Annotated in this window: 13 protein-coding genes and 2 tRNA genes; 8 read left to right on the plus strand and 7 right to left on the minus strand. The window is 64.0% G+C overall.

Features of this window, described 5'->3' with window-relative positions:
- Positions 1-22 precede the first annotated feature (22 nt).
- On the plus strand, positions 23-499 hold the full coding sequence (locus CNX70_RS23680; RefSeq protein ID WP_096237545.1) for a (2Fe-2S)-binding protein: 477 nt from the start codon (positions 23-25) through the stop codon (positions 497-499).
- Positions 496-2,811, plus strand: coding sequence for a xanthine dehydrogenase family protein molybdopterin-binding subunit (locus CNX70_RS23685; RefSeq protein WP_096237546.1), 2,316 nt, complete (start codon positions 496-498; stop codon positions 2,809-2,811). Before CNX70_RS23680 ends, CNX70_RS23685 begins: the two co-directional genes overlap by 4 nt.
- Here CNX70_RS23685 and CNX70_RS23690 read toward each other — a convergent pair.
- Positions 2,808-3,986 carry an MFS transporter gene (locus CNX70_RS23690; protein ID WP_096237547.1) on the minus strand — a complete coding sequence of 393 codons (1,179 nt, stop codon included), beginning with the start codon at positions 3,984-3,986 and terminating at the stop codon, positions 2,808-2,810. The two genes, CNX70_RS23685 and CNX70_RS23690, sit on opposite strands and share 4 nt — an antisense overlap.
- Before the next feature lie 110 nt (positions 3,987-4,096).
- Between CNX70_RS23690 and CNX70_RS23695 the strand changes: the two genes are divergently transcribed.
- Positions 4,097-4,897, plus strand: a complete 801-nt coding sequence (locus CNX70_RS23695) for a helix-turn-helix transcriptional regulator (protein WP_096237548.1) — start codon at positions 4,097-4,099, stop codon at positions 4,895-4,897.
- 46 nt (positions 4,898-4,943) lie between these two features.
- Here the strand turns inward: CNX70_RS23695 and CNX70_RS23700 are convergent.
- Positions 4,944-5,020, minus strand: a tRNA-Met gene (locus CNX70_RS23700).
- A gap of 142 nt (positions 5,021-5,162) precedes the next feature.
- Positions 5,163-5,239, minus strand: a tRNA-Met gene (locus tag CNX70_RS23705).
- Positions 5,240-5,437: 198 nt separating this feature from the next.
- On the opposite strand from CNX70_RS23705, the gene CNX70_RS23710 reads away from it, so the two are divergent.
- Genes CNX70_RS23710 through CNX70_RS23720 form a run of 3 tightly spaced genes read left to right on the plus strand, consistent with a single transcriptional unit; the run spans position 5,438 to position 7,545 of the window.
- Complete coding sequence (locus tag CNX70_RS23710) at positions 5,438-6,016, plus strand: NUDIX hydrolase (RefSeq protein WP_096237549.1); 579 nt, start codon at positions 5,438-5,440, stop codon at positions 6,014-6,016.
- Between the two features lie 29 nt (positions 6,017-6,045).
- Complete coding sequence (gene aat / locus CNX70_RS23715) at positions 6,046-6,762, plus strand: leucyl/phenylalanyl-tRNA--protein transferase (protein ID WP_096237550.1); 717 nt, start codon at positions 6,046-6,048, stop codon at positions 6,760-6,762.
- Positions 6,763-6,822: 60 nt separating this feature from the next.
- Complete coding sequence (locus CNX70_RS23720) at positions 6,823-7,545, plus strand: arginyltransferase (protein ID WP_096237551.1); 723 nt, start codon at positions 6,823-6,825, stop codon at positions 7,543-7,545.
- 75 nt (positions 7,546-7,620) lie between these two features.
- On the opposite strand, the gene CNX70_RS23725 is transcribed toward CNX70_RS23720, so the two are convergent.
- Positions 7,621-10,932 (minus strand): S41 family peptidase, encoded by a 3,312-nt coding sequence (locus tag CNX70_RS23725; protein ID WP_096237552.1) that lies wholly within the window; start codon positions 10,930-10,932, stop codon positions 7,621-7,623.
- 203 nt (positions 10,933-11,135) lie between these two features.
- On the opposite strand from CNX70_RS23725, the gene CNX70_RS23730 reads away from it, so the two are divergent.
- Positions 11,136-12,179: a quinone-dependent dihydroorotate dehydrogenase gene (locus CNX70_RS23730; protein WP_096237553.1), complete on the plus strand. Its 1,044-nt coding sequence runs from the start codon at positions 11,136-11,138 to the stop codon at positions 12,177-12,179.
- Between the two features lie 172 nt (positions 12,180-12,351).
- Here CNX70_RS23730 and CNX70_RS23735 read toward each other — a convergent pair whose 3' ends face one another.
- The 3 genes from CNX70_RS23735 to CNX70_RS23745 are packed head-to-tail and all read right to left on the minus strand — an operon-like array spanning position 12,352 to position 18,202.
- The gene (locus CNX70_RS23735) at positions 12,352-13,863 is read right to left on the minus strand and encodes an efflux transporter outer membrane subunit (RefSeq protein WP_096237554.1); all 1,512 of its coding nucleotides are present in this window, start codon (positions 13,861-13,863) and stop codon (positions 12,352-12,354) included.
- Entirely contained in the window at positions 13,860-17,036 is a 3,177-nt protein-coding gene (locus CNX70_RS23740) for an efflux RND transporter permease subunit (RefSeq protein WP_096237555.1), read from the minus strand. The genes CNX70_RS23735 and CNX70_RS23740 overlap by 4 nt, the downstream gene beginning before the upstream one ends.
- Positions 17,036-18,202 (minus strand): efflux RND transporter periplasmic adaptor subunit, encoded by a 1,167-nt coding sequence (locus CNX70_RS23745; RefSeq protein WP_279629326.1) that lies wholly within the window; start codon positions 18,200-18,202, stop codon positions 17,036-17,038. The genes CNX70_RS23740 and CNX70_RS23745 overlap by 1 nt, the downstream gene beginning before the upstream one ends.
- Before the next feature lie 462 nt (positions 18,203-18,664).
- Between CNX70_RS23745 and CNX70_RS23750 the strand changes: the two genes are divergently transcribed.
- Positions 18,665-21,088 carry a TonB-dependent receptor plug domain-containing protein gene (locus tag CNX70_RS23750; protein ID WP_096237557.1) on the plus strand — a complete coding sequence of 808 codons (2,424 nt, stop codon included), beginning with the start codon at positions 18,665-18,667 and terminating at the stop codon, positions 21,086-21,088.
- The last annotated feature ends 64 nt before the right edge of the window (positions 21,089-21,152 follow it).

Below are 21,152 nucleotides of genomic sequence, written 5' to 3' on the forward strand. Positions count from 1 at the left end.
CATCCCCCACCGAGGAATAAACATGACGACCCTGACCATCAATGGCAAGCAGCACGACCTTGCACTGCCTGAAGACACGCCCCTGCTGTGGGCCTTGCGCGACGAACTGGGCATGACCGGCACCAAATTCGGTTGCGGCATGGCCCTGTGCGGCGCCTGCACCGTGCATATGGATGGCGAGGCCATCCGCTCCTGCGTGACGCCCGTGTCGGCCGCGACCGGCAAGCGCATCACCACCATCGAAGCGGTGGGCGAAGACAAGGTCGGCCTTGCGCTACAGCAAGCCTGGCAGGAACACGGCGTACCACAATGCGGCTATTGCCAGGCTGGCCAAATCATGTCGGCCACGGCCCTGCTGCACAAGACGCCGGCGCCGAACGACAAGCAAATCCGCGAAGCGATGAGCGGCAATATCTGCCGCTGCGGCACCTACACGCGCATCCACGCAGCCATCAAGCAGGCCGCGACCAGCATCAACGCGAAAGGAGCGGCCAAATGAGCATCCTTGAAAACATCCCCGCCCCCTCCCCCACTTCGCCTGCGCGGCGCAACTGGCTCAAGGCCGCCGGCGTGCTGGCCGGTTTGAGCCTGGTGGCCGGCCCTTCCGGCCTGGTAATGGCGGCCGACGCCGTCAAATACGGCGGTGACAAGATGGCCGGCGGCGTGGTCGACGACACCCTCGTATTCCTGTCGATCGGCGCCGACGGCATCGTCACCATCGTGGCGCACCGCTCCGAAATGGGGCAAGGCATCCGCACCAGCCTGCCCATGGTGGCGGCCGATGAACTGGGCGCCGACTGGGCGCAGGTGCGCGTGCAGCAGGCGCCCGCCGACGAAGCGCGCTACGGCAGCCAGGATACGGACGGCTCGCGCAGCATGCGCCACTCATTCCGCGCCATGCGCCACGTGGGCGCCACGGCGCGTTTGATGCTGGAAACGGCTGCCGCCGTGCGCTGGGACGTGCCCGTGACGCAAGTCAAAGCCGTCAACCACGCGGTCGTGCATGCTGCCAGCGGACGCTCCCTGTCGTTCGGCGCCCTGGCCGAAGAAGCGGCCAAATTGCCGGTGCCGCCGCGCGCGCGCATCAGCCTGAAAACGGCGGGCGAGCTGCGCTACATCGGCCAAAGCAGCACGCGCGGCATCGACCTGCATGACATCGTCACCGGCAACACCCACTTTGGCATCGACACGCGCCTCGATGGCATGGCGTATGCCGTCATCGCCCGTCCGCCCGTCTTCGGCGGCAAGCTGAAAAGCGTGGACAAGACGGCGGCCCTGAAGGTGCCGGGCGTGCTGCGCATCGTCGAACTGGCGGGCAGTCCGCCGCCGACCATGTTCAACCCGCTGGGCGGCGTGGCCGTCATCGCCAGCAACACCTGGGCCGCCATCAAGGGCCGCGAAGCGCTGGTGCTGGAATGGGAAGATGGCCCGAACGGCGGCTACGATTCGAAGGCTTTCCGCAAGACGCTGGAAGCGGCCGTGCGCCAGCCGGCCAGCCCGGCGCGCGACCAGGGCAAGACGGTGGCCACCCTGGCCGCCGCACCCGCCGCGCGAAAATTCAGTGCAGAATACTATCTGCCCCACCTGGCCCATGCCACCATGGAACCGCCCGCCGCCACCGTGCGCATCGCCGATGGCAAGGCTGAAGTGTGGGCCTGCGTGCAGGCGCCGCAAGCGACACGCAGCAACGTGGCCAAGGCCCTGGGGCTGGCGTATGACGACGTGACCGTGCATGTGACCCTGCTCGGCGGCGGCTTCGGGCGCAAATCGAAACCCGATTTCGCCGTCGAGGCGGCGCTGCTGTCGAAGGCCATGGACGGCGCGCCCGTCAAGCTGACATGGACGCGCGACGACGACCTGCAACACGACTACCTGCACACGGTGTCCGTCGAGCGGCTGGAAGCGTCGCTGGACGCCAAAGGCCATCCCACCGCTTGGTTGCACCGCACGGCCGCGCCCACCATCACCTCGACCTTTGCCGCCGGCGCGAACAAACAGGCACCATTCGAGCTAGGCATGTCGGCCATCAATGTGCCGTATGCGATTGCGAACATCCGCGTCGAAGTGCCGGAAGTGCCGGCCCATACGCGCATCGGCTGGTTCCGTTCCGTCTCGAACATCCCGCACGCCTTTGCCATCCAGTCGTTCACGGCCGAACTGGCGCATGCGGCGAAAAAAGATCATCGCGACTACCTGCTGGATTTACTCGGGCCGGCGCGCAAGATCAACCCGGCCGACTTGTCCGATGGCTGGAACTATGGCGAAGACCCGGCGAAGTATCCGGTCGACATAGGCCGCATGCGCCACGTGATCGAGCTGGCGACAGCCAAGGCGGGCTGGGGCCGCAAGCTGCCCAAGGGCCGGGGACTGGGCCTGGCCGTGTCCTACAGCTTTGTCACCTATGTGGCGGCCGTGATCGAGGTGGAGATCAACGCAGCCGGTGAAGTCATCGTGCCCAGGGTCGATATCGCCATGGATTGCGGCCCGCAGATCAACCCGGACCGCGTGCGTTCGCAGATCGAAGGCGCTTGCATCATGGGCCTGTCCCTGGCCATGAGCGGCGAAATCAGTTTCAAGAATGGCCGGGTCGAGCAAAGCAATTTCCACGACTATGCCGTGCTGCGGGCCGCCGATGCGCCGCACGTAATCCACACGCACCTGGTGCCCGGTACCCTGGACATGGAACTGGGCGGCGTGGGAGAGCCGGCCACGCCGCCCATCGCGCCGGCCCTGTGCAACGCCATCTTCGCCGCCACGGGCAAGCGCATCCGCGCCCTGCCCGTGGGCATGCAGTTGGCAAAAAAGGCTTAAGTCCGCCGCGCGGCGGGGAACTGCAACAGCAGCGCGGCGATGGCCACGGCCGCTGCGCCGGCCGCCAACAGCCACATGGGCCAGTTGAGCAGGAGCAGCACCCCGCCCGTGGCGGCGCCGATGGCGCTGCCCAGGTACAGCGCCGATTCATTGAGGGCGATGGCCAGGTTGCCGTCGCCCTGCTGCGCGCGCACGGCCAGCAACTGCTGGTTCTGCGGCACTTGCAGGGCCCAGCCAGCCGCGCCCCACAACGCAATGGGCGCCAGCATCAGCCAGGCCGACCAGCCGGCCGCCAGCGGCAGCGCGCACAGGGCCAGCGCCAGCAGCAGCAAGATGAAACAGGTCAGTTTCGGCGCCGCCACCTTGTCCGCCCATGGCCCCACCAGCACGCTGCCCGCGATGCCGCCCACGCCCCACGCCCACAGGAACGGCGTGACGGAAAGCATGGCGCCGGGCGCGGACCACGCCAGCAGCGGCGCAATAAACGTGTACATGCCCAGGCTGGCGACGGCCGCCAGCAGGGACACCAGCAGGATGGCCAGCACCGGCCCATCGGCCAGCAAGGCCAGCTTGCGGCGCAGCGGCATGGTCGGCGCCACCGGCAGCGCAGGCAGCTGCCACAGCAAGCCCGCCAGCGCCAGCCCGCCAAGGACGGCGACCAGCCACAGGGCCGCCGTCCAGCCCAGCTGCTGCGCCAGCAACAGGCTCAATGGCACGCCCAGCACCGTGCCGCCCGCCATGCCGCCCATGATCACGCCGATGGCCTTGCCCCGCTGCTGCGGCGCCGACACGCCCGCCGCCGCCGCGATACCCAGCGCCAGGTAGACACCGGCCCCGATGCCGGCCATGGCCCGCCAGGCCAGCAAACTGGCAAATCCGGACGCCAGCGCGCTGGCCCCGTTCGCCAGCACGAACACGGCCAGGGCGAGCAACAGGCCGGTGCGTTGCGCCCGCGCCGGCAGCAAGGCCACGACCAGCGGCGAGCCCAGGCCATAGGCCAGGGTAAATGCCGTCACCAGTTGCGCGGCCATGGCCAGCGAGATGGAAAATGCACTGGCGATCAGCGGCATCAAGCCCGCCGTCACATACGAGGCCATGCCCAGCGCGAACGCACCCACGGCGATCAGGTAGACGGTGAGGGGAAGAACGGCACGAGAGGAAGAAGAGTCAGACATGGGCTAGCTTTCGGGAAGAAAACGGGCATTCTGGAATACAATATAAACAATTACAATTTAACTGTTTATGCTATTACTGATAGCAACAGGTTCACAGGAGAGACCGCAGCATGCGCACTTTGGCCCGCACCCGCCACGAACTGGCCGCCTATCTGCAGGCGCGGCGCGCGCGCCTGTCGCCGGAAGACGTGGGCTTGCCCGGCGGCGGGCGGCGCAGGACGCCGGGTTTACGCCGCGAAGAAGTGGCGGCGCTGGCCGGCGTGGGGCTGACCTGGTACACCTGGCTGGAGCAGGGGCGCGAGATCGGCGTCTCCAGCGTCTTCCTCGACAAACTGGCCGAAGTGCTGAAACTGGATGGGGGCGAGCGCCGCCACCTGTTCCTGCTGGCGCATGCGCGTCCACCGGCCGAAGAGGGCAAGACGTATTGCGTGGTGCCGCCGCTGGTGCGCCGTCTGATGCACGAGCTGGCGCATCCGGCCTATGTGCTCAACCTGCGCTGGGACGTGCTGGCGTTCAATGCGGGCGCGGACGCCCTGTTTGGCTTCGGCGCGCATGCCGCCTCGCGGCGCAATCTGCTGTGGCTGCTGTTTACCGATCCGCTGCTGCGCTCACGCTTCGCCGGCTGGGAAGAGCAGGCGCCGCTGATGCTGTCGAGCTTTCGCCGCGACTACGCGCGCGCCACGCAGGAAGCCGATATCCACGCGCTGGTGGAAGAATTGGAAAAAGTGTCGCCCGAATTCAAGCAGTGGTGGCGCCGCCACGACGTGCATGCGCCGTGCGACGGCGTGCGCCGCCTGGCAATCGACGGCGAGCAGGTCGCGTATGAACACACCTCGCTGACCATCGATGCGGACCGCCATTTGCGGCTGGTCGTGTATGCGCGCCAGCTGGAAGAAGAAATCGCCCCGTAAACGAAAAAACCGCTGGCCCTCTTGCGAGGAACCAGCGGCTTCGAAATGGTTGCGGGGACAGGATTTGAACCTGTGACCTTCGGGTTATGAGCCCGACGAGCTGCCAGACTGCTCCACCCCGCACTCGAATTATATACCAGATTGTTGCGCCGCGTAAAGGGCAAGAATTGACAATCTCATTCCTGCCCCGTCTGCCGGAGTTTGCCGTTGGCCGGCAATGGAAAAAGCCGCTGATCTTTTGCAAGAGTCAGCGGCTTTCCGGTATTGGTTGCGGGGACAGGATTTGAACCTGTGACCTTCGGGTTATGAGCCCGACGAGCTGCCAGACTGCTCCACCCCGCACAAGAATTATAAGGGCAAACGGGTGACTTAGGCAATAGCTATCTCAACTTAGACTGCAATAGAGCTATTAAATTAAAAACCTCGGTCAATTGCCACTTGGCATGGTGTCCGCCTGTCACGCCACGCCGCACGCAATCGGTGTACAGTAAGCGTTACACTATCGACTTACCCGATGCCATCCCTACTCCAAGCCTGCCCATGAAATTCTGCTCCGAATGCGCCCATCCTGTCAGCCTGTCCATTCCGGAAGGCGATAACCGTCCGCGCTATGTGTGCGCCAACTGTGACGCCATCCATTACCAGAACCCGAAAATGGTGGTCGGCTCCATTCCCGTCTGGGAAGAGGACGGCCAGTTGCAGGTCTTGCTGTGCAAGCGCGCCATCGAGCCGCGCCTCGGTTACTGGACCCTGCCGGCCGGCTTCATGGAAAACGATGAAACCACGTCCGACGCGGCCGAGCGCGAAACGGTGGAGGAAGCAGGCGCCAATATCGAGCTGGGGCCCCTGTTTTCACTGCTCAACGTGCAGCGCGTGCACCAGGTGCACCTGTTCTACCTGGCGCGTTTGCGCGACCTCGATTTCGCACCGGGCATCGAAAGCCTGGAGGTACAGCTGTTTACGGAAGCGCAGATTCCCTGGGATGACCTGGCCTTCCCCACCATCCGCGCCACCCTGGAACTGTTCTTTGCCGACCGCGTGAAAATCCGCGAAGGCGGCGGCTATGGTTTCCATACGGGCGACATCACGCGCCCGATGGCGCGCCCGGATGCCGAGTAAGCCCATCCCCCCATTACCATTGCGATGGCATGATTCCCTGGCTCGATATCCACACCCCCTTTCCCGACGTTTCGCGCGCCCTCACCGATGAAGCGCCCGGCCTGCTGGCGGCCGGCGCCGACCTGTCGCCCGCGCGCCTGCTCGACGCCTACCGGCACGGCATCTTCCCCTGGTTTTCCGAGGGCCAGCCCATACTCTGGTGGAGCACCGATCCGCGCATGGTGCTGATGACGGAGGACTTCAAGGTCTCCGACAGCCTGGCCAAGGCCATCCGCAAGGTCGAGCGCAGCGCCGCCACGGACGGGCGCTGGCAGCTGCGCTTCGACGGCGATTTCGACGCCGTCATGCGCGCCTGCGCGGCACCGCGCAAGGATGGCCCGGGCACCTGGATTTCCGACGAAATCATCGCCGGCTACACGGGCTTGCACAAGCTGGGCTACGCGCACTCGTCGGAACTGTGGCTGGACGGCGAACTGGTGGGCGGCGCGTATGGCGTGTCGATCGGGCGCATGTTCTATGGCGAATCGATGTTCGCGCGCGTCTCGGATGGCTCGAAGATCGCGCTGGCGCAGCTGGTGCGCTTTTTGCGGGCACGCGGCGTGACCATGATTGACTGCCAGCAAGAAACAAAACACCTGGCCTCGCTGGGCGCGGCGCCCATTTCGCGCGCGCGCTTCCTGGCCCATGTACGCGTCGCCATTGAAGCTGCGCAAATCACCGATTGGCATGCTGCGCCAGCAGCGTAAAAAAGCTATGATAGCTTCACACAGACATCCATTGCTGCGGCCAGACCAGACAGGATCAGCATGACGCACCTGAACGAACTACCGTTTGCCACCCTGCAGTTCTACACGACGGCGCCCTACCCGTGCAGCTACCTGGACGACCGCCAGGCCCGCTCGCAGGTGGCCACGCCTTCGCACCTGATCAACAGCGACGTGTATTCGGAACTGGTGCGCAACGGCTTTCGCCGCAGCGGCATCTTCACCTACCGGCCGTACTGCGACGGCTGCCAGGCCTGCATCCCAGTGCGCGTGGTGGCGCAATCGTTCACGCCCAACCGCAACCAGCGCCGCGCCTGGAGCCGGCACGCCGACCTGCAGGCGGGCGTGGCCACCCTGTCCTTCCTCGACGAGCATTACGAGCTGTATCTGCGCTACCAGAGCACGCGCCACGCGGGCGGCGGCATGGACCAGGACAGCCGCGACCAGTACGCGCAATTTTTGCTGCAAAGCCGGGTCAACACGCGCCTGGTGGAGTTTCGCGATGCCGAAGGCATCCTGCGCATGGTCAGCATCATCGACGTGCTGGCCGATGGCCTGTCGTCCGTCTACACGTTTTTCGATCCCGACGTGCCGGGCGCCTCGTACGGCACCTACAACGTGCTGTGGCAAATCGCCCAGGCGCGCGAACTGGGCCTGCCCTACATCTACCTGGGCTACTGGATAGAACAAAGCCCGAAGATGGCGTATAAAACCAACTTCAAGCCGCTGGAAGCGCGGATCAAGGGGCAGTGGGTAGTCCTGTAAATTGAACCCAACGGCGAAGGGCCGGGGTCGAACCCTCAGGGTACGACCCCAGTCTTTGCAACGGGGGTTTCCGTTTTATTTGCTCTTGTCCGGAAACGCCGGACGTGCCGGCCGCACGGGCGGGTTCTTCGCCAGCTCGGCCTGGATCACTTCAATCGCCTTTTCCAGCTGCGGATCGCGCCCGGCGATGACGTCGGCCGGCGTTTGCTCGACTTCGATATCGGGCGGCACGCCTTCGTTTTCCACGCCCCAGCCGTTTTCGCGTGTCCAGAACGCCAGGTTCGGCGCCGTGATCGTGCCGCCATCCATCAGCACGGGAAAGCCGAGGATGCCCACCAGGCCGCCCCACGTCGCCTTGCCGATCAGCGGGCCCATGTTGTTTTTGCGGAACATCCACGGCAGCAGGTCGCCGCCCGAGCCGGCCGTCTCGTCGATCAGCATGGCGCGCGGCCCCTGGATCGAGGCGGACGGCGTCTTCATGTCGGCGCCGTAGCGCATGGTCCACCAGGCGATTTCCTTCTTCTGCAGAATCTCGATGTAGTAATCGGCCACGCTGCCGCCGCCATTGAAACGCTCGTCAACGATGATGGCCTGCTTGTCCGCCTGCGGGAAGAAATAGCGCTTGAAGTAAGTGTGGCCCAGGCCCGCCGTATTGGGCACGTACACGTACGCCACCTTGCCATTGGTGGCCGCATTGACCTTGCGCATATTGCCCTCGATCCAGTCGCGGTTGCGCAAGGCATCCTCGGTCGGCACGGGCACCACGGTGATGGTGCGCGCGCCCTTGCCGTCGGCCGATGGCCCCACGGTCAGGTCGATGGCCTTGCCGGCCGTGTTCTCGAAGGCGCTGTAGATATTCGTCGGCGGCGTCAAAGGACGGCTGTCGACGGCCAGCAGGTATTCGCCCGCCTTGACGTTCAGGCCCGGCTCCGTCAGCGGCGCGCGCAGGGCCGGATTCCAGTTCAAGCCACCATACACCTTCTTGAAGCGGTAATGGCCGTCGCGCACTTCGTAATCGGCGCCCAGCAAGCCGCCCGGCACTTTCTTCGCCTCGATAAAATCGTCGCCGCCGCCGCCGCGATGGTGGCCCACGGCCAGTTCGCTGCACATCCATTGAATCAACCGGTTCAGGTCGGCGCGGCTGGCCAGCTCGGGCAGGAACACGGCGTACTTGTCGCGCATGGCCTTCCAGTCCACGCCATGCATGCCCGGATCATAGAAATAGTCGCGGTTGATGCGCCACACTTCATTGAAAATCTGCGTCCACTCGGCGCGCGGATCGGCTTTCACTTCGATGGCGTCGACCTTGATCTTGCCCTCGCCCGGCGCCAGCAACTTGCCCGTGGCGGAGCCCATGGCCCAGTTGTCCTTCTGCCGGTACAGCAGCTTCTTGCCATCGGCCGACACCTCGAAGTCGTCCGCTTCGGCCACCACGGTTTCCGCCTTGCGCTCCTTCAAATCAAAGCGCTGCACGGCCTTCTTGCCATCGCTTTCGCGCAGCAGGAAGATCTGCCCCGCAGCGCCAGCCGTCAGGCTGGAGAATTGCGCGGCCGGCAGCGGCAGGTCGACGATGCGCGTGGCAATGCCGTCGAAATCGATGGTAATCGGCGCCACGGGCGCCACCACCACTTTCGGATCGTCGCGGCCCGTCTTCGGATCGACTTTCGGTTCGTTTTTCGGCTCGGCTTCCGCCTTGGCCGTGTCTTTCTTGCTCTCCGCGCTGGCGGCCTTTTCCTCGTCGCTTTCCTTGATCAGCGGCGACGGCAAGTCGCGCCGCAGCACGGCCATCCACACGGTGCGCGTCACCAGATTGTCTTCGTTCTGCTGCGAGAACCAGTTGTTGCTGGGGCCTGCGTTGGTCGACGCGAAGAAGTACAGATATTTGCCGCTCTTGTCGAACACGGGCTGGGCCACGTCGGACAGGCCATCGGTCACGGGCATCGACTTGTTCTGCTCCACGGAATAGATATACGCGCTGCGCGTGTAGGTGGGCGAATTGAGCGTGTAGGCCAGCCAGCGCGAATCGGGCGCCCACGAGGCGCGCATGCTCTTGTCGACGCCATACATCGGCTCCGTGGCGACCTTTTGCACCTTGCCCGTGCCGACGTCGATCACATACATGCTCCAGCCATTGTCGGCAAACGCGATCTTCTTGCTGTCGGGCGACCAGACGGCGTTGTCATAGAAGCCGCTGCCATTCAGCTTGTACTTGCGTACGGCGCCCTTGCCGTCCTGCGCGCGCACATGCAGTTCATATTCTCCCGACTCGTCCGAAAAATACGCGACCGAGCGGCCATCGGGCGACCAGATGGGCGTGCGCTCGTGGGCGCCGGCCGTCTGCGTCAGGTTGCGCACGTCGCCCTTGTCGGCGGGGATGGTGACGATCTCGCCCCGGTATTCAAAGGCGATGCGCGCACCCGACGGCGAAATCGACGCGTCGCGGATGTATTTCGCGTTCTTCACCCAGCGGGGGCGCGTCTGCCCCAGGTCGCTGGCTACGCCGATGGCGAGTTTGTGCGCCTGGCCGCTGGCGATGTCAAACGCGTGCAGATAGCCGGCCTGCTCGTAGACGATGGTGCCATTCGCCGCCGAAGCGTTCAGCACGGGGAAATCCGTGTGCTGCGTCAGCTGGCGCACGGCTTTGGTCTTGACGTCATACGCGAACAGGTTGAATTCGCCGTTGCGGTCCGAGCGGAAGTACACGGTGTCCTTGATCCACATGGGATCGACGTCGTTCGAGCGCGTGCTCGGCTGGGGGATTTTTTCGATGGATTTATCGGCCGAGGAGAATAACCACAGCCAGGAATTGGTGCCACCCCGGTAGCGCTTCCACTGCTTGAAGGCCGGCATCAGCGGGTTGTAGGCGATGCGCTTGCCGTCCGGCGAATACGCGGCGCGCGACGCGTTGGGGATCTCCAGCTGGGTTTCCACGCCGCCCGCCACCGGCACCGTGAACAGCTTCTGGAAGCGGTTGTTGAAGGCGGCGCGGGGCGAGGTGAACATCACGGCCTGGCCATCGGGCGTAAACGACTGCGCCAGGTCCGCGCCCGGGTGGAAGGTCAGGCGGCGCGGCACGCCGCCCGCCGCCGCGATCACATACACGTCGACATTGCCGTCGATGTTCGCGCTATACGCGATCAGGCTGCCGTCGGGCGAGAACACAGGGTTGGACTTGTCGCCCAGGTCGGACGTGAGGCGCCGCGCGCCGCCGCCATCGAGGTTCGACAGCCACAGGTCGCCCGCATAAATGAAGGCGATATGGCGGCTGGAGACGGCCGGTTCGCTCAGCATGCGGGTGTCTTGCGTATTGGGCAGGGCCAGGGCCGGGTGGCTCAGCAGCAGTGCGCTGGCGGCCGCGATGGCCGTCAAGATGCGTGTCTTTTTCAATCGATGTCTCGCTTATGAAGTCAACAGAACAGAGAAAAAACAGGAAAGTCCGTGGCCGAATGCGAATTAACAAGGAATCAATGTTGCATTTGACCAAAGAGAACTATACACCCGGCAGCCGCGCGGAACACGGTAAAATACGCCACTTATTTCGCACGCCGCCAGTCCTTCCCGGTAGCCCGCACACCTACTCAAAGCGCCCCATGTCTGAAAAATTCCTGTACTCCCTCGCCCGCCCGCTGCTGTTTTCGATGGATGCCGAAGCGGCCCATCATCTGACCCTGCCCGCCCTGAAACGCGCCAGCGCGCTGGGCCTGACCAAGCTGGCCGGCAAGCCGGCACTTGATCCGCGCACGGTGATGGGCATTACCTTCCCCAATCCCGTTGGCCTGGCCGCTGGCCTGGACAAGGATGGCGCCTACATCGACGCGCTGGCCGACCTGGGTTTTGGCTCCATCGAAGTGGGCACCGTCACGCCGCGCGCGCAGGCGGGCAATCCGAAACCGCGCATGTTCCGCCTGCCGCAGGCGCAGGGCATCATCAACCGCATGGGTTTTAACAATGGCGGCGTGGACGCCTTCGTGGCCAACGTGCAGGCGTCGAAGTTTTACCAGAACCGCGCCGGCGTGCTGGGCCTGAACATCGGCAAGAACGCCGACACGCCCATCGAGCGGGCGGCCGACGACTACCTGCTGTGCCTGGAAAAAGTCTACCCCTACGCCAGCTATGTGACGGTGAACATCTCTTCGCCGAACACCAAGAATTTGCGCCAGCTGCAGGGCGCGTCCGAACTCGACGCCCTGCTGTCGCAACTCAAAGAGGCGCAGGCGCGCCTGGCGGACAAGCACAAGCGCTACGTGCCGCTGGCCCTGAAAATCGCGCCGGACATGGATGGTGAACAGGTGAAAAGCATCGCCGAGTCGCTCACGCGCCACCGCATCGATGGCGTCATCGCCACCAACACGACCCTGTCGCGCAGCGCCGTCGAAGGCATGCCGCACGGCGCGGAAGCGGGCGGCCTGTCGGGCGCGCCCGTGTTCGAACTGTCGAACAATGTCATCCGCTTGCTGAAGGCGGAACTGGGCGACGCCCTGCCCATCATCGGCGTAGGCGGCATCATGCAGGGCAAGGATGCCGTGGCCAAGTTCGAGGCGGGCGCGCAGCTGGTGCAGCTGTACAGCGGCCTGATTTACGCCGGTCCGGCCTTGATCAAGGATTGCGCACGCGCGCTGAGGGGCACACGATGAGCTTCGGCAAACAGAAGCTTCCAGTGACTTGAGGACGTCAGCCACCGGCACCTCTCGTCGCTGACTTGATATGCAGTGTTTGGCCTACAACGCTGGGATGGTCAAGAGATACGACGCAAGGCCCGGGCGGCCCGCCATACACAGGATCGGCCCGGGATGCTGCTAAGTAAGGTCAATTCCGGCCGCTGAGTTGTTTCGCGAAGCGCGATCGAGTAATGGCCCTGGCGCCGCCGCAGTCGTCATTTTCCTGCGCACAGATCTCCCAGCCGCCGCCCAGTGCCTTGTAGATGCTGACGACGGCAAGCCGCTGGTTGGTGCGCGCGACCGCCAGCGCACGCCTGCTGGCAAAGTCGGCGCGTTGCGCTTCGAGCACATCCAGGTAGAGGCCTTCACCCTCTGAAAACCGCAGCCTGGCAAGATGCGCCGCCTCGCGATTTGCCGCCGACTCAAGCAGCCGCAGTCCAAGCGTGCTACCGGCGCTGCCATAGGCTTTGAAGGCATCATCTGTTTCCTGTAGTGCGCGCAACACGGTCTGGTCATACGCGAGCAGGGCCGCCTGGGCACGGGCCTCGCTGGCGGCGATCCGGGCGCGCACGCGCCCCCTGTCGAGCAAATTCCAACGCATCACCGGGCCGATAAAGCTGGACTGCATTCCAGCGTCGCCCATGGCATCGAGACTGCCCCCAACGAGCCCGATGGAACCGAGCACCTGGATCTCGGGGTAGAGACCGGCCGTCTCCACCCCGATGCGGGCGGTCGCCGCAGCAAGGTTTCTTTCTGCCGCCGCAATATCGGCGCGCCGTGCGAGCAGCGTGGCGGGATCGCCCACGGCAATCGTCCGCACTGACAGCGCTTCATGCACAGGCATGGCGGCGGGAAGACTGAACGTCTGCGGGACTTCGCCCAGGAGGATGGCCAGCGCATTGACGGAAGCCGCGCGGCGGCGTTCCAGCTCGGGCATGGCTACCTCCACTGTGCGCAGCAAGGCTTCGGCACGAAGCCGGTCAAGTTCGCTGGCAGAGCCCACGCTCATCAGGCGCTCGACCAGCGCCAGGCTGTCGCGCTGGCTTTGCCGGATGCTGGCGACAACAGCGAGTTCAGCGTCGATGCCGCCCAGCTCGAACCAGGTGCCCGCCACTGCGGCGGCAACGCCCGCCTGCACGCCGCGCAGCAACGCTTCGCGTGAGCCCGCCAGCGCCCGCCCCGCCTCCACGGAACGCCGCACGCGGCCAAACAGGTCGATTTCCCAGGCAGCGTCGACGGTCCCGCGATAGGTTTCGCTCTGACGCGGCTGGCCGGGTAGCGTTTCGATCTTGCTCAAGCGACGCTGCTCGTAAGCAAGCGCGGCTCCACCCTGCGGCAGGAAGCCTTGCCTGTCTTCGCGCAGCAGGGCTTTTGCCTCTGCGAGCCGAACGGCAGCGATGCCGACGTCATGGTTTGCCGCCAGCGCCCGCTGGATCAGGGTGACCAGCAGCGCATCGTCGAAGGTGCGCCACCATTCCACCTCGACCGCACCCGGGACAAGCGCGGCGTGCGCCTGGCCAGTACCACTGGAGAATTGCGACGATGGCAGCGACGGCGGCAAGGGCGGCGAGTAATCGGGGCCTGCCGCGCATCCGGCCAGCACGACGAACACACTTAGCGCACTCAGAGAAACTACAACTGTTTGATACGGGCGGTTCATGACGTGCTCCTGTCCATGCTGGGCTTGGTCGTTGGCGTGCGGCGCTCGAAGCGGGCCGCCAGGGCGCGCATCAGCACATAAAACACGGGCGTGAGAAATAATCCGAACAGTGTCACGCCGAGCATGCCGGCGAAAACCGCGATGCCCATGGCCTGGCGCATCTCGGAACCGGCACCACTGGCGAACACCAGCGGCACGACGCCAGCGATGAAGGCGAGCGAGGTCATCAGGATGGGCCGCAGCCGCAGCCGGCAAGCCTCGATGACCGCATCGAGCGGGCGCGCTCCTTCCATTTCCAGGCTACGTGCGAACTCGACAATGAGGATGGCGTTCTTGGCCGCCAAGCCGACGAGCACAATGAGCCCGATCTGCACGAAGATGTTGTTGTCGCCGCCCACCAGCCACACGCCGATGATCGCGCTCAGCAGACACATCGGCACGATCAGCAGGACCGCCAAGGGCAGCAGCCAGCTGTTGTACTGCGCGGCGAGGATGAGATAGGCGAGCAGCACGCACAGCGGGAAAATGAACAGCGCCGAATCGCCGGCCAGCTTTTGCTGGTAGGTGAGGTCAGTCCATTCAATACTCATGCCTTCAGGCAGCACCTCCTTCGCCAGGCGTTCCATGACAGCAACCGCCTGCCCCGAACTGACACCGGCCATCGCGCCACCCGAAATGTCGGCCGAGGGATAGCCATTGTAATGAACCACGCGGTCCGGACCGGAGCTGGGCGTGACGGTAACAAACGACGACAAAGGCAGCATGTCGCCGGCCGCGTTGCGCACCTGCAAGCGGCCGATGGCCTCGGCCTGCATGCGGTGCTCCGCATCGGCCTGGGCCGTCACCTTGTAGGTCCGGCCGAAGCGGTTGAAGTCGTTGACATACAGGGAACCGAGATAGATCTGCAGCGACTCGAACACATCGGCCAAACGCACCCCCTGGCTCTTGACCTGGGTGCGATCGATGGCGACGTCGAGCTGCGGGGCATTGACGTCCATGCTGGTCATGAGTCCGGCCACCTGTCCCGACTCGGTGGCTTTGGTCATCAGGATATGGGTCTGCTGGACCAGTGCATCGAGCCCGGCGCTGCCGCGATCCTCGACCAGCATCTTGAAGCCACCGGTCGCGCCAAGGCCGGGCACGGGCGGCGGCGGGAACACACCGAGGAAGCCGTCGGGAATGCCGGAAAATTTCGCCTGCAGGCGCGCGGCGATCGCGCTCGCGGTGAGATCGGCGGTCGTGCGATCCTTGAACGGGTCGAGCATGACGAACATGACCGCGGCGTTCGGCACGTTGACGAAGCCGTTGATCGACAAGCCAGGGAAGGCAACGACGCTTTCAACGCCAGGTTCGTCCAGCGCGATCCTGGACATTTGCCTGGCGACCGCCTCGCTACGCTCCAGCGATGACGAATTCGGCAGCTGAGCGATCGCAACAAGATAATATTTATCCTGCATCGGCACGAAGCCCGGCGGCACGGCCTTGAAGCCGAAGAAAGTCAGCGCGAGCAGGCCACCGTACACCAGCAGCGCCACGCTGCTGACCCCGACGACCTTGCGCACGGTGTTGCCATAGGCATCCGGCGCGCGCTGGAACGGCCGGCCCAGCATCTGCAACAGGCGCTCGGCACGGCCACGCAGGCTGCGCGGGTCATGCACGGCCTCGGCCTTGCGTGGCTTGAGCAGGAGGCCGGCAAGCGCCGGGCTGAGCGTGAGCGAATTGACGGCCGACAGGATGGTCGAGATGGCGATCGTCAGCGCGAACTGGCGGTAGAACTCGCCCTGCAGACCGCTCAGGAAAGCGGTCGGAATGAAAACGGCGGCGAGCACCGAGGTGATCGCGATGATGGGGCCCGTGACCTCGTCCATGGCGCGCCTTGCCGCTTGCTTGGGCTCTTCGCCATTTTCGATGTGACGTTCGACATTCTCGACCACCACGATCGCATCGTCGACGACGATGCCGATCGACAGCACCAGGCCAAACAGGGACAAGGTGTTGAGCGAGAATCCCATCAAATGCATGACGGCGAAAGTGCCGATCAGCGATACCGGCACGGCCATCAGGGGGATCAGCGAGGCGCGCCAGTTGCGCAGGAACAGCACCACCACGATGACGACGAGAATGATCGCCTCCAGCAAGGTGGTTGCCACCGACTCCAGCGAGGCGCGCACAAAGACCGTCGGATCATAGGCGATGCGCGAGCTCAGTCCCGCCGGGAACTTGCCCTCCAGCCGCTGCATGGTTTCCCGTACCGCCTGCGAAACGTCGAGCGCGTTGGCGCCTGGACTCTGAATGATTTGCAAGGCGACGGCGGGTTCGCCGTCAAGCAGGCTGCGCAGCGCATAGGCGTCGGCCCCCATCTCGATGCGGGCGACATCGCGCAAGCGCGTCACCTGGCCTTCGGCGCCCGTGCGAATGATGATGTCGCCGAACTGTTCCTCGTCGGTCAATCGTCCGAGCGTGTTGACCGTCACCTGGAACGCGGCACTGGAATCGGGAGACTGGCCGACGGAGCCGGCTGCCACCTGCACGTTCTGCTCGCGTACCGCGGCAATCACGTCGCCGGCCGTCAAGCCACGTGCGGCGATCAGGTTTGGATCGAGCCAGAGCCGCATGCTGTATTCACCCGCGCCCCAGACCAGGACGTCGCTGACGCCGGGGATGCGGGACAGCTCGTCGCGCACCTGGAGGTAGGCGTAATTCGACATGTACAGGGGATCGTAGCGTTTGTCGGGCGACAGCAGGTGGACCACCATCAGAATGTCCGGCGAGGTTTTCTGTGTGACGACGCCCTGGCGCTGCACTTCTTCAGGCAAGCGCGGCAACGCGCGCGAAACCCGGTTCTGCACCTGAATCTGTGCCATGTCGGCATTCGTCCCCTGCGCGAAAGTGGCGGTCAGGATCATGCGGCCATCGGTTGCCGATTGCGACGACATGTACAGCATGCCCTCGACCCCGGTAATGGCCTGCTCGAGCGGCGCTGCCACCGTTTCGGCGATCACCTTGGGATTGGCGCCAGGATAGGAAGCGCTCACCTGCACGGTCGGCGGCGTCACGGCCGGATATTCGCTGAGCGGCATCTGGAAGAAAGCCACGATACCGGCGAGCACCATCAGCACCGAAAGGACGATGGCAAAGATCGGGCGATCGATGAAGAAACGTGGGAAAGACATTACGCGCCTCCCGAGGTTTTCGGCACAGCAATGGGCGTACCGTCAATCGCGGCTGACTGTGGCGTCACTTGCATGCCGGGGCGCACCAGCCCCTTGACGACGATGCGCTCACCGGGCTGCAGGCCTTGCTCGATCACGCGCAAACCGTCGACAACGGGGCCAAGCTCGACGGGCCGGTATTGCGTCTTGTCGTCTTTGCCGACCACGAGCACATAGCGGCGCCCCTGATCCGTGCCTATCGAGTGATCGGCAACCAGCACCCTGGCTTGCGGCGCCCCCGTCTCCAGCCTGACCTTGGCAAACAGGCCGGGCGTCAGTTTTCCATCGGGGTTGTCGACCACCGCGCGGACACGCACCGTCCCCGTCCCGCGATCAGCAGCGTTGGCGAGGAAGTCGACACGGCCGGACCGCGAATACGACTTGTCGGTGGCCAGTGCCAGCATGACCTTGGCCGCCTGCGTCCCATGCGGGGCGGCATTGGCTCGGCCGGCTGCAAGCGAGCGCAAATAGGTGCGTTCGTCGACATCGAAATAGACATGCAGCGGATCGATGGAGACGATCGTCGTCAGGGGCGTCACGCCGCTGGTGACATAATTGCCCTCGGTGACGAGGACTTGCCCGACACGTCCGCTGATCGGCGCCGTGACGCGCGTGAAACTCAGATCCAATTGCGCAGTATCTCGCGCAGCTTTTGCGGCATCGACCTGTGCCTTGCCAGCATGTAGCGCAGCCGTTGCCATGTCGAGACGATCACGCGCGACGATCTTTTTGCCGAACAGCTGTTCGGCTCGCGCATATTCCGCCTGGGCCAGCATCGATGCCGCTTCAGCCTCGCTCAAGCGCGCTGTCGCGGCATTCAGCGCGGCCTGGAACACGCGTGGATCGATGTCAAAGAGCTTGCGGCCCTTCTCGACAAAGCGTCCTTCAGGCACGCTCACGTCCTGAATGTAGCCGGCCACCTGCGGGCGCAGTTCAACCCGCTTGAGCGCGGTCAGCGAGCCGTTGAACTCGACATACGGTGTTGCCGGACGAACGACCACTTCGGCCACGGGAACGCTGGGCGGCTTTGCGGCTGCGGGAGAGGATGCCGTCTGCTTGCATCCGCTGATGGTGAATGCTGCGCCTAGCACCGCAGTGATCAGGGTTATGGTTTTGACTTTCATCATTGTGCCTTTCGCGACTGGAGTCGACTTGGTTTCGTTGATCTGAAGCAGATCCCATAGTCGTTATCCGAGGTGACACACTTGGAAGGTCAAGCATTTTTTGATTTCGAGAGCGGTGCTGAAGGGAGTTGTTGGTTCGCACAATCCCAGTCTGAATATTTCTTCGGACAGCCATGGGCAGAAAGAACGTGTTCTTCATGCCAGACACCCCACGCTCATGACATATAGTCGTATTTATACAACAGCCAGCAATTTACTGCGGTGCAGCATTGCAGCCTTGCCATGCCCGGTCGTATGCTGGAGACAAGGCCACCGCACTACTCGCGCCATTTTGACGTGCATCAGATATTTATTGCATATCGATAGACAGAACGATTCGTAAGCACGCCGTTCGCCCGCTGCTAAGCTGATTTCGTCACCGGACCGCCATGGTCCGCGCAACCACTAACCGAAGAGATATTGTCGATGAGTTCCAGCACCGCCCGCTCCCAGCTTCCCGCCCTCCCGGTGAAAACCGTCCTCGCCGCCAGCCTGATCGCCTGCTTCAGCCTGCCAATGCATGTGCAAGCGCAGCAAGAGCTGCCGGCCGAAGGTGAATTGCAATCGGTGGTGGTCACCGGTACCTTCGCCAAGAACCGCCGCACCATCGATTCCGAATCGCCGATCGACATCCTCACCTCGCGCGACCTGCAAAGCACGGGTTCGGGCGAACTGGCTACCGTGCTGGCGCGCCTGCTGCCATCGCTGAACTTTGCCCGCGCCACAGGCGCCGACGCCAGCGACGCCGTGCGTCCGGCGCAATTGCGCGGCCTATCGCCCGACCAGACCCTGGTGCTGGTGAACGGCAAGCGCCGCTACACCTCGGCCGTGGTTAACGTCAACGGTTCGCTGGGCCGCGGCTCGGCGCCCGTCGACTTGAACGCCATTCCCCTGGCCGCCATCGACCATGTGGAAGTGCTGCGCGATGGCGCGGCGGCCCAGTACGGCTCCGACGCGATAGCCGGCGTGATCAACATCATCCTGAAAAAAGGCGCGGCCGGCGGCGATATCGAAGTGGGCTATGGCCAGACGCAGGAACGCGACGGCAAGCAAAAATCCATCAAGGGCTCGGCCGGTTTCGCCTTGGGCGACGACGGCTGGGTGCGCGTCTCGGCCGAAGTGGCCGAACGCGACCCGACCAACCGTGCCGGCGCCGATTTCCGCAATCCGCTGGAACCGCGCTATGGCAAGGTCAACCAGCGCTATGGCGACCCGGAAAGCAAGCCGGCCACCGTCTTCATCAACAGCGAATACCACATCAATGACGATGTGGACTGGTACGCCTTCGGCAATTACGGCAAGCGCGACACCTCGGCCGCCGCCACCTGGCGCACGGCCCTGATCGCTGACCCGAATAATTCGAAGCTGTTCGTGCAGCGCACACCGCTCTTCCCGGAAGGCTTTTTGCCATTGCAAAACAGCACCCTGACCGACCAGTCCATCGTCACGGGCTTGCGTGGCGAAGCGGCCGGCTGGCGCTGGGATGCCAGCATCAATTACGGCAGCAACAAGTTCGAACTGGACCTCGACAACACGGTCAACCAGTCGCTGGGTGCAGCCAGCCCCACGCACTTTTATGCCGGCTCGCTGAAAAATGAACAGACGGTATTGAACCTCGATGCGGCGCGCGAATTTCCCGTGTCTTACTTTACGGGACCGCTGACGGTAGCCGTCGGTGCCGAAGCGCGCCATGAGAAGTACAGCATCGGTGCAGGCGACGCAGCGTCGTACACGGGTGGCGGCTCGCAAGGCTTTGCCGGCTTCCGTCCTGCCAATGCGGGCAGCCATTCGCGCCACAACGAGTCGATCTATGTGAATCTGGAAGCGGAAGCGACGAAAAACCTGTCCGGTGGCGTGGCCCTGCGCCATGAGCGCTACAGCGATTTCGGCAGCACCACTTCGGCCAAGGGTTCGGCCCGTTACTCGTTCACGGACGCGCTGTCGCTGCGCGGCACCGTGTCGAGCGGCTTCCGCGCGCCATCGCTGGCGCAGCAGTACTACACCATCACCACCACCAACTTCCAGGTCATCAATGGCAACAATACCGCCATCGAGACGGGCACCTTCGCCGTCAACACGCCGCAGGCACGCTCCCTCGGTGCGCAAGACCTGAAACCGGAAAAGGCCCGCAACTACAGCCTGGGCCTGCAATTCCAGCCGACCCGCAACTTCACCACGACAGTGGACGCTTACCGCATCGACATCGACAACCGCATCCTGTTCTCGGCCAATCTGGTCCTCAACAATGCTTTGAAGAACATCCTGGCCGCCCAAGGCACGCCGGTGGGTTCGGGACGCTACTTCACCAACGCCGTCGACACGCGCACGGAAGGCGTGGACATCGTCAGCACCTACCGGATCGACCTGCAAGAGAAAGACCGCCTGGACCTCACCGTGGCGTACAACCACAACAAGAGCACGGTACAGAAAATCGCCGACAATCCAGCCATCCTGACGGCCAACAACCTGAAACTGATCGACCGCCAGAGCATCGACCGCATCACGGTGGCGTCGCCGAAGGACAAGTTCAGCCTGGCCGCCGATTACGGTTTTGGCATCTGGAACGTGCACGGCCTGGTGACGCGCTACGGCAGCTTCACCGTGCCGCAAAACGATGTCAAGCTGGACCAGACGTATGACCCGCAATGGGTGCTGGATGTGTCCGGTTCCGTAAAGCTGGGCAAGAACTGGCGCCTGGTGGCCGGCATCGACAACGTCACCAACCGCTACCCGGCGCAAGTGACCAGCAACGGCAACCTGAACGTCAACGGCACGCAGCCCTACAGCATCTTCGCGCCGAACGGCTTCAACGGCCGCTATTACTACGCCAAGGCGGGTTATAGCTGGTAATCGCTGGTAATAGCTGACAATAGCAACACAGCACGGGAGGCATCTGCCTCCCGTTTTTTATTCC

This window comes from Janthinobacterium svalbardense (genome assembly GCF_002327145.1).
GTDB lineage: Bacteria > Pseudomonadota > Gammaproteobacteria > Burkholderiales > Burkholderiaceae_D > Janthinobacterium > Janthinobacterium tructae.

Excerpts from the sequence above, each read along its gene's own strand:
- CNX70_RS23740 (WP_096237555.1), bottom strand. The coding sequence starts at position 17,036 with ATGTCTTTCCCACGTTTCTTCATCGATCGCCCGATCTTTGCCATCGTC.
- CNX70_RS23690 (WP_096237547.1), bottom strand. The coding sequence starts at position 3,986 with ATGTCTGACTCTTCTTCCTCTCGTGCCGTTCTTCCCCTCACCGTCTAC.
- CNX70_RS23735 (WP_096237554.1), bottom strand. The coding sequence starts at position 13,863 with ATGAACCGCCCGTATCAAACAGTTGTAGTTTCTCTGAGTGCGCTAAGT.
- aat (WP_096237550.1), top strand. The coding sequence starts at position 6,046 with ATGATTCCCTGGCTCGATATCCACACCCCCTTTCCCGACGTTTCGCGC.
- CNX70_RS23685 (WP_096237546.1), top strand. The coding sequence starts at position 496 with ATGAGCATCCTTGAAAACATCCCCGCCCCCTCCCCCACTTCGCCTGCG.
- CNX70_RS23745 (WP_279629326.1), bottom strand. The coding sequence starts at position 18,202 with ATGATGAAAGTCAAAACCATAACCCTGATCACTGCGGTGCTAGGCGCA.
- CNX70_RS23730 (WP_096237553.1), top strand. The coding sequence starts at position 11,136 with ATGTCTGAAAAATTCCTGTACTCCCTCGCCCGCCCGCTGCTGTTTTCG.
- CNX70_RS23710 (WP_096237549.1), top strand. The coding sequence starts at position 5,438 with ATGAAATTCTGCTCCGAATGCGCCCATCCTGTCAGCCTGTCCATTCCG.
- CNX70_RS23720 (WP_096237551.1), top strand. The coding sequence starts at position 6,823 with ATGACGCACCTGAACGAACTACCGTTTGCCACCCTGCAGTTCTACACG.
- CNX70_RS23750 (WP_096237557.1), top strand. The coding sequence starts at position 18,665 with ATGAGTTCCAGCACCGCCCGCTCCCAGCTTCCCGCCCTCCCGGTGAAA.
- CNX70_RS23680 (WP_096237545.1), top strand. The coding sequence starts at position 23 with ATGACGACCCTGACCATCAATGGCAAGCAGCACGACCTTGCACTGCCT.
- CNX70_RS23695 (WP_096237548.1), top strand. The coding sequence starts at position 4,097 with ATGCGCACTTTGGCCCGCACCCGCCACGAACTGGCCGCCTATCTGCAG.